The sequence below is a fragment of the Actinocatenispora sera genome, assembly GCF_018324685.1.
Lineage (GTDB): Bacteria > Actinomycetota > Actinomycetes > Mycobacteriales > Micromonosporaceae > Actinocatenispora > Actinocatenispora sera.
Genome location: NZ_AP023354.1, coordinates 879,475 through 894,019, shown reverse-complemented (window position 1 = coordinate 894,019; position 14,545 = coordinate 879,475). Strand labels below are relative to the sequence as shown.

The window sequence follows — 14,545 nt, the reverse complement described above, 5'->3', positions numbered from 1 at the left end:
ACCGGAACCGGCCACGCCCACGGCGGGACACCCGCTGCCGGCTCGCCGATGCCCGTGGCCGGGCGACGGCCGACCAGCGGTTCGCCGGCCGGCTACCGGTGGCGGAAACCGGTCCGCCAGGTCGGGTGGATCGGCGTCCAGCCGGTGGCGCGCGCTTTCGCGTTCGACGCGCCGCGACCGCGCGGCGTCCCCACCGGAACGTCGGCGACCGCCGGTGCCGGTGCGCCGAGGCGATCGGCGTAGACGGGAAGCCACTCGGTCGCCGGTGCCGGCTCGTCGTCGACGAGGTGGTAGGCGCCGTCCGGCCAGTCCAAGGCCTGAACGGTCGCCGCGACCGCGTCGTCGACGTGCAGGAACGACGTGATCGCCGGGGTGGCCGGCAGCTGGCCGGCCAGCACCGCGGCGGCGACGCGGCCGCCCGGCGCGTACCAGGTGCCGGGGCCGTACAGGGTGCCGTACCGCAGAGCGGTCGCCCGGGGCAGCCGGCAGACCAGGTCCTCCATCGTCTCGATGGCCGAGCCGGGCTGCAGCGGGTCGTCCTCGACGGCCGGTGCGTCGCCGTCCCGGTACGCCCAGGTGATGCTCTGTACCGTCATCCGCTGCACGCCGGCGGCCAGCGCCGCGGCGACGAGGTTCGCGGTGCCCTCGCGCCGGAGCCGGGCGTTGGCGTCCGTGTCGAAGTCAGACAGGTCGGTCAGCTCGTGCATGACCAGCTCGGGTGCGGCCTCGGCCACCACGGCGGTCAGCCGGGCCGCGTCGTACACGTCGACCTGGACGGGGGTCGCACCGAGCCCGCGGAGGCGGTCGAACCGGTCGGCGTGCCGGGTGGTCGCGGTGACCTCGTGGCCGGCCGCCACGAGTTCCGGGACGAGCCGGCTGCCGAGGACGCCGGAACCTCCGGCCAGGAAGATACGCATGGGTGACCCTTCTGTGCGCTGCGAGCGGAAACGTCTCCACCTCCCAGGACGGTGCGGCCGGCGCGAACGTCAGGTGCCGAATCGGTCGACGCTGTCCGGCACCGGGCACCGGGGCGCGCACCGGGCGCTGCGCACCGGGGCCGGGCCTGGCGATCGCGCAGCCGGGGTGGGGCTCCGTCCCGGCCGCCTGACATCTCGGCGCGCCGCCTCGTCCTGGTTGACGAGACCGGGGAACGCCCGAGCGAACGAAGCAGGTGGCCGCCGGTCGGACCGTGTTCTCCCTCGTTCGAAGGAACGTCCACATGAACGACCCCATGTCCAACATCCGGCCGCTGGGCTCGGCGGAGATCAACGACTTCGGCCCGGCCCACGTGCACACCGTCACGATCGACCTGGAGCCCGGGTCGGCCGGGTCGCCACCGCACCGGCACTCCGGCCCGGTCTTCGGCTACCTGCTCGAAGGCGAGCTGATCTTCGAACTCGAAGGCGAACCGGAGCGCGTCGTCCGGGCCGGCGAGGCGTTCTGGGAGCCGGGCGGCGACGTGATCCACTACCAGGCCGCCAACAACCTCACCGATGCCCGCACCGTCTTCCTCGCCGTCATGGTCTGCGCCCCTGGGAAGGAGATGCTGACCTACGTGACCGACGAGGAACTTTCGGAACGAGCGCACCTGCGCCATCCGCGCCCGGCCTGACCGGGATGCGGTACCGCGCCGCCGGCTCACCGCCCGCCGGCGGCGCGGTACCGCTCCGCGTCGTACAGCAGCCGGAGGCCGGTGATCCGGCCGGCGGTGAGCCGAAAGAACTCCGCGAACCGGACGGTGCCGGCGGGCAGCTCCGCGTCGTACATCGTGGCCGCCTCCTCGTCGCCGGTCAGGCGGTGCAGCATCGTCATGCCCCGCATCGTCTCGACGAACCCGGTGACCCCGTGCACGAACCGGTCCGCGCCGACCACCCGGCCGGCGATCGGGCCCTCGAAGACCAGGTCGTCGGCCAGCAGCGGCCGCAACCGAACCGGATCGAACGACGTCGTGCCGCCCGCGAGCAGCTCGTAGTAGGCCGTGATTGCCGTGCTGTTTCGATCCATGACTACCTTTCGTGTCGTGCCGGCAAGAAGCCCGGACAGGCCGTCGACTCGGCACGACGCCGCCCGGACACACTGGTACAGACACCGGCGGGGGCGGGATCGGAACGGTCAGCCGCGATGTGACGGCAGGCCGAACGCGGCGGCCAGGCTCGGATCCAGGAACCGGGTGATCCGCCCGATCCGCCCGGCCGCGGGCGTGAGCACCACGACCCCGACGAACGCCCCCGGCCCGGCACGGTCGTCCGTCCCCGACCGCGCGGCGTCGGACGCCCCTGGCCCGGCACGGTCGTCCGCCCCCGCCACTGTCCGCGTCCCCGAACCCGGCCGCGCGGCCTCGACCGTTGCCGAGCGCACGGCGGCGGGAGCCTCCGGTGTCGCGCGGGCGGGGGCCGGCCGGTCGTCCAGGTAGCAGCCGAAGGCCGGTTGCCGGTTCGCCCCGGCCGGTACCAGTCGGAGCCGCCGGCCGCCCCGGCCCCGGGCGCTGGCCGCCAGGAACGCGCGGATCGCCGCCGCACCGTGGTACTCGTGCGGCGCCGGCGGCATCGCCAGCCACGCCTCGTCGGTCAGCAGCGCCAGCACGCCGTCGACGTCGTCCGCGGTGAACGCCGCCGCGAACCGGCGTGCCACCGCCCGCTCGCCCGCATCGGGCCCGCCCGGCCGGTGCTCGTTCGCGGTGAGGCCGGCGCGGGCGCGCTGCAGCGCACCCTTCACCGCGGTCGGGGTGGTGTCCAGCATCTCCGCGACCTCGGTACGGCCGAAGTCGAGGACGTCACACAGCAGCAGCACCGCGGCCTGCCGGGGCGGCAGTTGCTGCACCGCGACGACGAACGCCAGCTCCACCGTCTCCCGGCTCAGGTACCGGGCCGCCGGGTCCGGTGCGCGCTCGGCGATCCGGTCCAGCGCCGCATCCGGGTACGGCTGCAGCCAGGTCACCGTGGCTCGCCGGGACGGCGCCGGCGGAACGAACGGCGGTACCGGTTCGGCCGGGATCCGCCGGCGCGCGTCGCGCAGTGCGTTGCGGCAGCGGTTGGTGGCGATCCGGTACAGCCAGGTGCGGACCGAAGAGCGGCCGGCGAAACCGCCCAGCCCGCGCCACGCCGCGAGCAGTGTCTCCTGAACCAGATCCTCGGCGTCCGCGAGCGAGCCGAGCATCCGGTAGCAGTGCAGGTGCAGCTCGCCCCGGTACGGCTCGACCAGCTCCCGGAACGCGCCGGCGTCGCCGTCGCGGGCCTGCTCCAGCACCGAACGCACCATCCGCCGATTCTCCCGCGCCGCCCGCCCGCCGCCCGCCCGTTGGCCGGTACCGGACCGTCGTCGGCGGTAGGGGGACCGGCCGGCGGGGTCACACGATGTCGAGGTTGGCCATCATGCCCATGTCCTCGTGCTCGGCGTTGTGGCAGTGGAACAGGTACCGGCCGCGGTAGCCGTCGAAGCGGGTGATGATCTCCGCCGACTCGCCCGGCCGCAGCGCGATCGTGTCCTTGAGCCCCGCGTCGCTCGGCAGCGGTGCCCGGCCGCCGCGCGACAGCACCCGGAAACCGACCAGGTGCAGGTGCACCGGATGGTGCACGTCCGCGATCAGCCGCCACACCTCGACATCGCCGAGCCGGGCGGTGACGTCCGACCGGGCCGGATCGAACGGCCGCCCGCCGATCAGCCAGCCGTGCCCGCCGCCCATCCGGCCGGCCCGGAACGCGAAGTCGCGCACCCGGACCGCGTCGCCACGGTGCCACGCCGGCAGGTCGCGGGCGAGTACCCGAGGGACCCGGCTGCGGTCGGTCGCCCTGCGCGCCACCCGGAACGCGAGCACCTCGCGGGTCCGTCCGGTACCGAGACGGTTGCGCAGCCGTACCCGGGAACCGACCGGTACGGCGGCGAAGTCGACCACCACGTCGTACCGTTCGGCCGGCGCGAGCGGCAGCACCCGCTGCGTGACCGGTGCCGCGAGCAGTCCCTGGTCGGCGCCGACCTGGACCAGGTCGAGCCGCCGCCCGTCGTCGGTGACCGCCTCCAGCTCGTAGTGCCGGGCGTTGGAGGCGTTCAGGATCCGCAGCCGGTACCGGACCGCGTCGACCTCGTGCACCGGCCACGGCGCACCGTTGACCAGGATCACGTCGCCGAGCACCCCGGCGAGGTAGCGCTCCGGAACCCCGGGCCGGTCGCGCAGGGTGGGATCGAGCGCCGGGTAGGCGAGGCTCCCGTCGGCGGCGAACGCGCGGTCGGTGATCATCAGCGGCAGCTCGCGCGGTCCGGCCGGCAGGCCCAGCGCCTCCTCGGCATCGTCCCGGACGACGTGCATCCCGGCCAGCCCGCGCCAGATCGCCGGCGCGGTGAAGTCCATCCGGTGATCGTGGTACCACAGCAGCGTCGGCCGCTGGTCCAGCGGAAACGTGTGCGTGCGGGTCAGCCTGGTCACCACCGCCCGCGGATCGTCCATCCCGCCCGTGCCGGGCATGTGCCGCATCCCGTCCATCGGTTCCCGCCAGCCCCGCGGCAGCACCAGATCGGTCGGGTACCCGTCGGACGCGGCCGGCGTCCGCCCGCCGTGCAGGTGCACCACCGTCGGCACCGGCAGCTCGTTGCGGTAGGTCACGGTCACCGGCCGGCCGCGCCGGGATTCGATCGTCGGCCCGGGGAACGCCCCCTGGTACGTCCACATCGGAGTGTCGACACCGGGCAGGATCCGCACCCGCGCCGCGTGCTGGGTCACCTGGTACCGGTCCGTTCCGCCCGCGGTGTCGATCGGCCGCAGCACCGGCGGCACCGGCAACGGCGTCCGGTACGGGTCGGGCAGCGGTACCGCGCTGCGCAGCTCGGCGCCGGTGACCGCCGGCCGGCGGGCCAGTACCGCCGAGGTGGTCAGGCCGCCGGCGGCGAGCGCCCCGAGCGCGCCACCGATGCCGAGCACCCGGCGCCGGTCGACGCCGTACGCGCGCCGCCCGGGCGACCGTGTCCTGCCCGCCGGTTCCCGCGGGTCACTCATCGGTGGCCTCCGGCCGGTCGTCGGCGTCGCGGGCGGTGCGCGGCAGCGGGCGCAGCCAGACCGCGACGAACTGCCCGATCAACCCGGTGATGGTCAGCACGCCGAGCGGCAGGTGCAGCCAGAGCGCGCCGTCCATGCCGGCGACGTACTGCACGGTCTCGGCGGCGACCAGGCCGAGCGTGCCGAGGAACAGCCCGGGCCGGCGCAGCCGTACCCAGGCCACGACGGCCACCACCAGCTGGACGTAGCCGAGCGAGGTGACGATGTTGGCGCCGGTCGCATGCCAGCCCAGCGCATCGAAGTCACCGCTCAGGTACACGCCGGCGAACACCGGCTGGGCGAGGATCACGGCGGCGTGCGCGCTGACGACGGATCGCATCACCCACCCGGCCGGGCCGGTCCGCTGCGCCACGGCCCGGGCCGTGGCGAGCGTCTTCGTTGCGGTGGACACCGCGTCCCCTTCCTCTGTGGTCGGTACGAACGATTCGACGCTATGGCCCACGCGTTATCTTGACCAAGACCAATATTGCGATGGCGTTATGATGCGGAGGGCATGATGGAGCTCAACGCGCTCCGCCAGTTCCTGGTCGTGGCCCGGCTGCAGCACCTCAGCCGCGCGGCCGACGAGCTGCGGGTCGCCCAGCCGTCGCTGAGCCGTACCGTCGCCCGGTTGGAGGCCGAGCTCGGCACCCCGCTGTTCGACCGGGGCGGCCGGCTGACGCTCAACGACGCCGGCCGGCTGTTCCGCGAGCATGTCGAACGCGCGCTGGGCGAGCTGGACGCCGGGCGCCGCGCCGTTGCCGAGGCGACCGCCGAGGGAGCCGGCACCGTACGGCTGGCGTCCGAGACGTTCCTGACCCTCACCGCCCCGCTGGCTGCGTTCAAGCGGGCCCATCCCGCCGTCGAGGTCGAGCTCAACTGGTCGCCGGCCGAGGACATGGCCCGCCGGCTCCGGGCCCAGGAGGTCGACCTGTGCGTCGCCTCGCAGCCGATCCCGCCGAACGGGCTGGCGTCCACGCAGCTGTTCGACGAGCCGGTCGGCGTGGGCATGGCGACCAGCCATCCGCTGGCCCGCCGCGATCGCGTGCGCATCGAAGAGCTCGCCGACGAGCCGTTCGTCAGCGCCCGGCCGGGGCACTGGCAGCGCCGGCTGCTCGACCGGCTCTTCGCCGCCCGGAACCGGACCCCGCGGATCGTCTGCGAGGTCGACGAGCCCAGCGCCATCGCCGACCTGATCGCCGCCGGTCTCGGCATCGGGCTGGTACCCGGCTTCGCTCGCCGGACGGAGGTGCGGGTGCCGGCCGTCTGGGTCGCCGTCGACAGCCTGGAGTGTCGCCGCGCCGTGACGCTCTACTGGGTCGCCGAGCGCCACCTGTCCGGGGCGGCTCGCCTGCTGCGCCACGCCATCGCCGACTGGGACTGGCCGGGCGGAGCCGGTCGCCCCGCGGCGGGCCTGACCGGTAGCGGGGCGCGGCGGTAGAGCTGGTCGGAGCCGGTCGCCCCGCCCCGGAGCTGACCGGTCGCCGGGCCAGCGGCGGTACGGTCAGCCGACCGCCCACGGGCGGAGCTTGTCCGGGTTACGTACCGCCCAGATGTGCGTGATGCGGTCGTCGACGACATCGAACGCGAAGACCGACACGACGACGTCGTGCTGCCGGATCGTCAGGCCGGGCTGGCCGTTGACGGCGGTCTCCGTCATCGTGATGCCGTCGGTCTGCCGGCCGGCCAGGGCGACGACGTACTGCGCGATCCGCTGGCCGCCCGTGACCGGTTCGAGCGCTGCGCGGACCAGGCCGCCACCGTCCGCGGTGAACACCGCGTCCGGATCGAGCAGCCGGACCAGCCCGTCGATGTCCTGCGCCTGCCACGCCTGCCGGAAGTGCCGGACGAGGTCCGCCTGGGCCGCCGCCGGCGCCGTGGGGTGGTGCCCGGTCCGGACCCGGCGTCGCGCCACCGACGCCAGTTCACGGCAGGCGGCCGGGGTACGGCCGGTGATCTCGCCGATCTCCGCGAACGGGTAGCCGAACACGTCGTGCAGGATGAGCGCGACCCGCTGCGCGGGCGTCATCGCCTCCAGCGCGACCAGGAACGCCATGGTGATCGACTCGTCCAGGGTGACCCGGTCGGCCGGGTCGACGTCGTCGACGGTGGCGCGCCCGCCGACCCAGCCGGTACGGTCCGGCACCGGTTCCGGGATCCACTCGCCCACGTACCGCTCGCGGCGGGCCCGCGCCGAGCCGAGCAGGTCCAGGCAGATCCGGCTGGCGACCCGGGTCAACCAGGCGCCCGGTGACTCGATCTCGGCCTGCTGCTCGCGGGACATCGCGTACCAGCGGGCGTAGGTCTCCTGCACCGCGTCCTCCGCCTCGGCCAGCGACCCGAGCAGCCGGTACGCAAGGCTGATCAGCTGCCGGCGCTCGCCGATGAGCGCGCTGAGGTCCGGGTCGGACCCGTCCTGCCCCGGTACCGGGTCGGTCGTCATGGTTTCGGCTGCTCCCTCGGTCGGCGCCACGGCCCGCGCGGGACGACGCTCGACGCCGGTCCGGGCGGACCTCTCCCCAGGTACGACGAGGCGGCCGGCCCGAATGTCAGGCCTGACGTTCCGCGACCGTACGTCGTCGTACCCGTATCGATGTCCGAACGGAAGGCGCGCCCGGCGCCGGCAGCCCTTTGCGGTTCGGACCTCAAGGATCCACCCGGACGAAAGGACGACGAGGATGTCGACACGATACGAGGCGGACCAGGCGGCGATCCGGCAGCGGATCGACGTGATGATCGCGGGAATCGAGGGGAAGGACCTCGACGCGCTGCGGCGCAGCTACGCGCCCGACGTAGTGTCCTTCGACGTCGAACCGCCGCTGCAGCACGTGGGCGTGGACGCGAAGCTGAAGAACTGGGAGCGCGCGTTCGCGATGCTCGACGAGCTGCACTACGACACGCGCGAGCTGGCGATCGAGGTCGGCGACGTGGTGGCGTTTGCGCACTGCTTCGGCCGGCTGCGCGGAACCCTGGCCGACGGTACCGCCACCAGCGGGATGTGGGTGCGCGGCACGTTCTGCTTCCGCAAGGTCGGCGACGAGTGGCTCGTCGCGCACGATCAGGCTTCGGTACCGCTCGACTTCCCGACCGGCCGGGCGCTCACCGACCTCGAACCCTGACCCCCGGTACCGGTCAGCCGGCGCCCCCACCGCCGGCTGACCGGTACCTGCGCCTCGGATGGTGCAGCAGCAGGGGTGGCAACGAGCGGGATTCTGTGACGTGTCAAAAGAACGTAGACTGGTCGGGTGACCGAGACGAGGTGGCTCGACGCCGACGAGGAACGGTCCTGGCGTGCACTGCGCCGGCTGCTCACCGCGCTGCCGGCCCGGCTGGGCCGTGACCTGACCGCGCTGGGGCTGTCGTCGACCGACTACGAGGTGCTCAGCACCCTGTCCGAGCGGGACGGCTGGCGCTGGGGGCTGAAGGACCTGGCCAAGAAGATGGAGTGGAGCCGCAGCCGCCTGTCGCACCACGCCGCCCGGATGGAAGCGCGCGGGCTGATCGAACGAGAACCCGACCCGGACGACGGTCGCGGTTCCATCTACCACCTGACGGACACCGGGTTCCAGACCCTTGCCGCCGCCGCGCCCGGGCACCTCGACTCGGTCCGGCGCCGGCTGCTGGACCACCTCAGCCGGGACGAGCTCGCCGTACTGGAGCGGATCTCCACCCGGATCGCCGACCTCCCGGACTGACCACCAGCGCCGGCCGGCCGGGCCACCGCCGGCCGAGGCCGGCGGTGGCGCCTGGGTCAGGCCAGCGTCGCGATGTCGATCACGAAGCGGTAGCGCACGTCGGAGGCGAGCACCCGCTCGTACGCCTCGTTGACGTAGTCGGCCGAGATCAGCTCGGTTTCCGGCGCGATCCCGTGCTCGGCGCAGAAATCGAGCATCTCCTGGGTCTCGGGGATGCCGCCGATGCTCGACCCGGCGAACGACCGCCGGTTGTTGGCCAGCGCGAACGCGTGCACCGGCAGCGCCTCCGGCGGGGCGCCCACGTTGACCAGGGTGCCGTCGAGTCGCAGCAGCCCCAGGTACGCGTCCATCTCCAGCGGCGCGCTGACCGTGTTGACGATCAGGTCGAAGCTGTTCTTCAGGGCCGCGAACGTGTCCGGGTCGCTGGTCGCGTGGTACTCGTCGGCGCCCAGCGCGAGCCCGTCGTCCCGCTTCTTCAGCGACTGCGACAGCACGGTGACGTTGGCGCCCATCGCGTGCGCGATCTTGACGGCCATGTGGCCCAGCCCGCCCATGCCGACGACCGCGACGCGGGTGCCGGGGCCGGCGTTCCAGTGCGCCAGCGGCGAGTAGGTGGTGATGCCGGCGCACAGCAGCGGCGCCGCCTTCTCGAACGGGATCGACTCGGGTACCCGGAGCACGAAGTTCTCGTCGACCACCACGTGGGTCGAGTAGCCGCCCTGGGTGATCGTGCCGTCCCGGTCGACCGAGGCGTACGTGCCGACGGAGCCGTGCAGGCAGTACTGCTCCATGCCGGCGCGGCAGTTCTCGCACTCCCGGCAGGAGTTGACCAGGCAGCCGACGCCGACCCGGTCACCGACCTGGTGCTTGCTCACCTCGGCGCCGACCTCGGACACGATGCCGACGATCTCGTGCCCGACCACCTGTGGATAGGTGACCGGACCCCACTCGCCGCGGACGAGGTGGATGTCGGAGTGGCAGATGCCGGCGTACTTGATCTCGATCAGCACGTCGGACGGCCCGACGTCGCGCCGCTCGATGGTGGTCGGGACCAGCGGTTCGGTCGCCGAGGGTGCTGCATACGCGTTCACGCGCACGATGTGTCTTCCTTCGTACGGGGATGGTCCACCCAGCAAACACCTCGGCCGGGGCCACCGCCAACCACGGCCGGCCCGAGGTGACCTACGGGTCACCGCCAGCCGCGTCCGAACGGACACCACCCCCAGGCCGCTCGAAACCGTCGCGGTCGCCACATCCTGGCTGTCGCCGGTACCGCGTTCGCCGGGTCGAGTCACACCAAGATACCCCAGGGGGGTACTTGCGTTGCGCCGGTGGCGGGCGCTAGCGTGACGTTCCTCGATACCCCCTAGGGGTACATGTGAGCGTTCGGGAGGACGTCATGTCGGACCTGGCAACGGGCTCGCGCCGGTGGTGGGCGCTGGGGTTCATCGCGCTGGCGCAGTTCATGGTGATCATGGACACCTCGATCATCGGAGTGGCGTTACCGAGGATGCGGGTCGACCTCGGGTTCTCCCCGGGCGGACTGTCCTGGGTGTTCAACGCGTACGTGATCGCGCTGGCCGGACTGCTGCTGCTCGGCGGCCGGCTGTCCGACCTGCTGGGTGCGCGGCGCGTGTTCGGCGCCGGCTGGGTCATCCTCGCGATCGGATCGGTGCTCGCGGCGCTCGCCGGCACGGCGGGCGTCGAACTGATCGGCCGGGTGGTGCAGGGTGCCGGATCGGCGCTGATCGCCCCCTCGGCCCTGACACTGCTGATGACGGTGTTCGGCCCGCGGCCCGGCGAGCTGGGCCGGGCGCTGGCGATCTACGGTGCCGCGGCGCCGGCCGGCGGGACCGCCGGGGTGTTTCTCGGCGGCGTCATCACCCAGTGGCTGTCCTGGCCGTGGGTCTTCTGGCTGTACGTGCCGATCGCCGCGGTCGCGATCGTCGCCACGCCGCTGCTGATGCCGGCGGCCGGCCGGCGCCGCGGTTCGGTGGACGTCACCGGCGCCGCCGCGGTCACCGGCGGCCTCGCCCTGGCCGTACTCGCCATCGTTCGGGCACCGCAGGCCGGCTGGGGCTCGCCGTCGACGCTGGCGATCCTGGCCGGCGCGATCGTCCTGCTCGCGGGATTCGTTGCGGTGCAGCGGGTGCGGCGCGAACCGCTGGTACGACTGGGCATCTTCCGCACCCGACTGCTGGGCCCCGCCAACCTGGCGCAGGCGTTGCTCGGCGCGGCCTGGATCCCGATGTGGTACTTCCTGAACCTGTACCTGCAGCAGGTCCTCGGCTACGGTGCCTTCGCCAGCGGCGCGGCGCTGCTGCCGATGACGCTGCTGATCGTGATCCTGATGGTCGCCGTCGCACCCCGGCTGATCGCCCGGCTCGGCGCCAAGCCGCTGATCGTCGGCGGACTCGTGGCGCTGTCCGCGGGGCTGGTGTGGCTGTCGTTCGCCCGCCCGACCGGTACCTTCCTCCTCGACGTCCTGCCCGCGTCGCTGCTCGCCGCGCTGGGCCAGGCGCTGGCGTTCATCCCGTCCCTGGGTACCGCGATCGGTAGCGCCCGGCCCGAGGAGGGTGGGCTCGCCGCCGGGCTGGTCAACACCTCGTACCAGGTCGGCTCCGCGCTGGGGTTGGCCGCGATGACGGCCGTCGGCGTCTCCTTCGGCGCCGATCGGATCGGCCACCCGGCCGAACTGACCGCCGGCTTCTCGGCCGCGTTCCTCGGTGCCGCCGGCATCGCCGTGCTCGGCGCGATCCTGGTCCTGCTGGTGTTTCGTACCCGGCGACCGGTGCCCGCGCCCGACCCGCAGCCGACGGCCGCCGGCTGACCGGCAGCTGGCGGCCGCCGGCTGACCCGCCGCCGCTCGTGCGCGTCGACCAGCCTCGACGCCCACGAGCGGCGGATTCGGGGAGGATGCCCCTTCTGCTGCCCCGTGGGACGGCGGGCCAGTGGCAGGACGTCGGCTCGCGTGCGCGTGGCCGGCTACTTCGCAGCGTCGCCCCCGGATCACCGGGCGCAGCAGCCCCTGCGGTGGCGCCCGTCCCAGCTGGAGGGCGATGCCGGTGCCGGTAGCGAACTCGGTACCCGGCAGAGGACACTCTGGGTGAGTGCGATCGACGACGAGGCGGTGCGGTGAGATGGAGCAACCCGAACCCGGTCCCGGCCTGGACAGCGCCGACCTCGACCGGCCGAGCCCGGCCCGCATCTACGACTACCTGCTCGGCGGCGCGCACAACTTCGCCTCCGACCGGTCCGCCGGCGAGCGCGCCGCGGCGACCATGCCCACGCTGGTCCCCGCAATCCGGGCCAATCGCGGCTTCCTGCGCCGGGTCGTGGTCCGGCTCGCCGGCCAGCATGGCATCACCCAGTTCCTGGATCTCGGGTCGGGCATCCCGACCGTCGGCAACGTGCACGAGATCGCCCAGAACCAGAACCGGGACAGCCGGGTGCTCTACGTCGACATCGATCCGGTGGCGGTGGCGCACGCCCGGCACATCCTGTCCGACACCCCGCTTGCCGAGACCATCCAGTGCGATTTCCGCGACCCGGAATCGGTTCTGGGCCACCCGACCCTGACCCGCCTGCTCGACCTCGACCGCCCGGTCGCGGTGCTGATGAATGCGGTCCTGCACTTCGTCCCGGACGAGCAGAACCCGGGCGGGATCGTCGGCGGCTACCTCGAACACCTCGTACCGGGAAGTTACCTGGCCATCTCGCACGCCGCGCCCGACCCGGACCACCCGCGCGAGCAGGAGGCGATGGTTGCGGACTACCGGCGCACGACGGGCGCCGAGTTCATCAACCGCTCCGCCGAGACCATTGCCGGCTGGCTGCACGGGCTCGACATCGAGCCGCCCGGAATCGTCCCGGTCAACGAGTGGCACCCGGACCGGACCGCCGAGCCGATCCTGCGCACCTACGGCGTCCTCGCCCGCAAACCCTGAGCCTTCCTGACCCCCGACGCCGCTCAGGAACCCTGCTGCGCCCGGAACACCAGCAGCGCCAGCTGCACCCGGTTGTCCAGGCCCAGCTTGGCCAGGGCCCGCGAGACGTGGGTCTTGACGGTGCCCTCGCTCATGAACAGCGCCGTGGCGATCGTGGCGTTGGACGCGCCCTCCGCCACGGCGTCGGCCACCGCCCGTTCCCGTTCGGTGAGCACCGCCAGCGCGCGGGCGGCGGCCGCGCCGTCGTCGCCGCCGCGCGACCGGGCCTGCCGAGCCACCAGCTGCCGGGTGATCGTCGCGGAGAACGCCGACTCGCCGGAGGCGGTGAGGTGGATCGCGTGGCAGAGTTCCTGCGGCGCAACGTCTTTCAGCAGGTACCCGCTGGCGCCGGCCTGCAGGGCATCGAGCACGTGGGTGTCCAGGTGGAACGTCGTGAGCATCAGTACGGCAGCCGACGGCACCGCGGCGTGGATCCGCCGGGTGGCCTCCACGCCGTTCATCTCCCGCATCTGCAGGTCCATCAGTACGACGTCGGGCCGGTGCCGCGTCGCCGCGACGACGGCGTCGGCCCCGCTCGGCGCCTCGGCGACGATCGTGATCGTGGGGTCGGCCGACAGGACCATCGACAGCCCGGCGCGGACCATCGCGTCGTCGTCGACGACGAGGACCGAAGTGGTGGTGTTCATCGGTACGGCACTCTGCCATGCATCCGGAACTCGCCGGCGCCGCCGTCGCCACGTCCGATGAGGTCGTGCTCCACCGTGCCACCGAGGGCGGTGACGCGCTCGGCGAGCCCGAGCAGCCCGGCGCCGCCGCCGGGAAGCGTCGGCGCGTTCGGGTCGACCGGGTTCGTGACGGTCACCAGCAGGTCCGGGCCGTCCCGCCGTACCCGCACGGTCACCAGCGAACCGGCGGCGTGCTTGCGCGCGTTGGTCAGCCCCTCCTGGACCAGGCGGTACGCCTCCTCGGTGGCCGGGTTCGCTGCCCGCAGGGCTTCGTCGTCGAGGTGTGCGACGACGAGCTGGCCGGCCTGCCGGGCCTCGTCGACCAGGCCCCGGACGGTCCGCTCGTGCGGCGTCTTCTGCGGTACCGCCAGGGTGCCGTCCCGCAGCACGCCGATCACGGTGCGCAGCTCGTCGAGCGCCTTGGTCGCGGTCGTACGGATCGTCGTGGCGGTGCCGCCGACGTCCTTCGCGTTCGCGCCGGCGACCTCGAGCCCGCCGGCGTAGAGCGCGATCAGCGACATGTAGTGCGCGACCGAGTCGTGCATGTCCCGGGCGATCCGGGCCCGCTCGGCCAGCTGGAGCTGTTCGGCGCGCAGCTCGCGCTCGCGCTCGATGCGCGCCGCCCGGTCCCGGTACACGGCCACCAGGTCCTGCTGCTTCTGGTGCAGCGCGCCCCAGGCCACGACCGCGAGCGCGATCGCCGTGTTGACCACGACGGTCAGGCTCAGCTCGGAGTTGGCCGGGTAGAGCAGCCAGAAACCGAGCGCACCGGCCACATCGGCGAACGCCACCGCGAAGGCGAGCTCGATCCGCCGGGTGCGGGCCACCGCGAACAGCGCCACGTAGTTGGCGACGCCGGCCGTCGCGCAGCCGGCGGCAGCAGCCGCGAGCACCAGCCCGATGGCGACCGGGGCGCGCCGGCGCAGCAGCAGGGCGAGGCACGCCAGCGCGCCCACCGCGACGTCGAGGGCGCGCCAACCGCCACCCGGCCGCTGTTCGAGAACGAGGAACAGCAAGGCGAGGCCGCCGGCGAACGAGGCGAGAACCACCAGCGCCGACCGCACCCGCGACTCCCACCGCTTCCGGCTGCTGGACGACTCGGTGGCAGAGGGCGGCACCGGGTCAGCCTAGGAGATTCCGGCAAGGGCGCCG

General features: G+C 73.3%; 15 protein-coding genes. 6 read left to right on the top strand and 9 right to left on the bottom strand.

The features are described from left to right. Positions 1–92 precede the first annotated feature (92 nt). Complete coding sequence (locus Asera_RS04085) at positions 93–917, bottom strand: NAD-dependent epimerase/dehydratase family protein (protein ID WP_030448341.1); 825 nt, start codon at positions 915–917, stop codon at positions 93–95. A 302-nt stretch (positions 918–1,219) separates the two neighbouring features. On the opposite strand from Asera_RS04085, the gene Asera_RS04080 reads away from it, so the two are divergent. Next, a complete protein-coding gene (locus tag Asera_RS04080) occupies positions 1,220–1,612 on the top strand; it encodes a cupin domain-containing protein (protein ID WP_030448340.1) in 393 nt (130 codons plus the stop codon). Positions 1,613–1,638: 26 nt separating this feature from the next. On the opposite strand, the gene Asera_RS04075 is transcribed toward Asera_RS04080, so the two are convergent. The 4 genes from Asera_RS04075 to Asera_RS04060 all read right to left on the bottom strand — a co-directional run bounded on the left by Asera_RS04075 (position 1,639) and on the right by Asera_RS04060 (position 5,438). Continuing rightward, a complete protein-coding gene (locus Asera_RS04075) occupies positions 1,639–2,004 on the bottom strand; it encodes a nuclear transport factor 2 family protein (protein WP_051802718.1) in 366 nt (121 codons plus the stop codon). A 108-nt stretch (positions 2,005–2,112) separates the two neighbouring features. Continuing rightward, positions 2,113–3,258 (bottom strand): RNA polymerase subunit sigma-70, encoded by a 1,146-nt coding sequence (locus Asera_RS04070; RefSeq protein WP_035297921.1) that lies wholly within the window; start codon positions 3,256–3,258, stop codon positions 2,113–2,115. A gap of 88 nt (positions 3,259–3,346) precedes the next feature. Beyond that, complete coding sequence (locus Asera_RS04065) at positions 3,347–4,987, bottom strand: multicopper oxidase family protein (RefSeq protein ID WP_051802717.1); 1,641 nt, start codon at positions 4,985–4,987, stop codon at positions 3,347–3,349. Next, positions 4,980–5,438 carry a hypothetical protein gene (locus Asera_RS04060; protein ID WP_211255712.1) on the bottom strand — a complete coding sequence of 153 codons (459 nt, stop codon included), beginning with the start codon at positions 5,436–5,438 and terminating at the stop codon, positions 4,980–4,982. The genes Asera_RS04065 and Asera_RS04060 overlap by 8 nt, the downstream gene beginning before the upstream one ends. Positions 5,439–5,540: 102 nt before the next feature. Here Asera_RS04060 and Asera_RS04055 point away from each other — a divergent pair, with 102 nt between their 5' ends. Beyond that, positions 5,541–6,467, top strand: coding sequence for a LysR family transcriptional regulator (locus Asera_RS04055; protein WP_211255711.1), 927 nt, complete (start codon positions 5,541–5,543; stop codon positions 6,465–6,467). A 63-nt stretch (positions 6,468–6,530) separates the two neighbouring features. Here Asera_RS04055 and sigJ read toward each other — a convergent pair whose 3' ends face one another. Continuing rightward, a complete protein-coding gene (sigJ, locus tag Asera_RS04050) occupies positions 6,531–7,469 on the bottom strand; it encodes an RNA polymerase sigma factor SigJ (RefSeq protein ID WP_030448334.1) in 939 nt (312 codons plus the stop codon). Positions 7,470–7,704: 235 nt separating this feature from the next. Between sigJ and Asera_RS04045 the strand changes: the two genes are divergently transcribed. Both Asera_RS04045 and Asera_RS04040 read left to right on the top strand, forming a co-directional pair. Then, entirely contained in the window at positions 7,705–8,145 is a 441-nt protein-coding gene (locus tag Asera_RS04045; RefSeq protein WP_030448333.1) for a YybH family protein, read from the top strand. Positions 8,146–8,271: 126 nt separating this feature from the next. Beyond that, positions 8,272–8,721, top strand: a complete 450-nt coding sequence (locus Asera_RS04040; protein ID WP_030448332.1) for a MarR family winged helix-turn-helix transcriptional regulator — start codon at positions 8,272–8,274, stop codon at positions 8,719–8,721. Positions 8,722–8,777: 56 nt separating this feature from the next. On the opposite strand, the gene Asera_RS04035 is transcribed toward Asera_RS04040, so the two are convergent. Next, positions 8,778–9,821: an NAD(P)-dependent alcohol dehydrogenase gene (locus Asera_RS04035; protein WP_030448331.1), complete on the bottom strand. Its 1,044-nt coding sequence runs from the start codon at positions 9,819–9,821 to the stop codon at positions 8,778–8,780. Positions 9,822–10,120: 299 nt separating this feature from the next. On the opposite strand from Asera_RS04035, the gene Asera_RS04030 reads away from it, so the two are divergent. Both Asera_RS04030 and Asera_RS04025 read left to right on the top strand, forming a co-directional pair. Further along, positions 10,121–11,551 carry an MFS transporter gene (locus tag Asera_RS04030; RefSeq protein ID WP_030448330.1) on the top strand — a complete coding sequence of 477 codons (1,431 nt, stop codon included), beginning with the start codon at positions 10,121–10,123 and terminating at the stop codon, positions 11,549–11,551. 310 nt (positions 11,552–11,861) lie between these two features. After that, the gene (locus tag Asera_RS04025; RefSeq protein WP_030448329.1) at positions 11,862–12,668 is read left to right on the top strand and encodes an SAM-dependent methyltransferase; all 807 of its coding nucleotides are present in this window, start codon (positions 11,862–11,864) and stop codon (positions 12,666–12,668) included. Between the two features lie 23 nt (positions 12,669–12,691). On the opposite strand, the gene Asera_RS04020 is transcribed toward Asera_RS04025, so the two are convergent. Together Asera_RS04020 and Asera_RS04015 are read right to left on the bottom strand one after the other, a co-directional pair. Then, entirely contained in the window at positions 12,692–13,354 is a 663-nt protein-coding gene (locus Asera_RS04020; RefSeq protein ID WP_030448328.1) for a response regulator, read from the bottom strand. Beyond that, positions 13,351–14,511, bottom strand: a complete 1,161-nt coding sequence (locus Asera_RS04015; protein ID WP_211255709.1) for a sensor histidine kinase — start codon at positions 14,509–14,511, stop codon at positions 13,351–13,353. The genes Asera_RS04020 and Asera_RS04015 overlap by 4 nt, the downstream gene beginning before the upstream one ends. Positions 14,512–14,545: the final 34 nt, after the last annotated feature.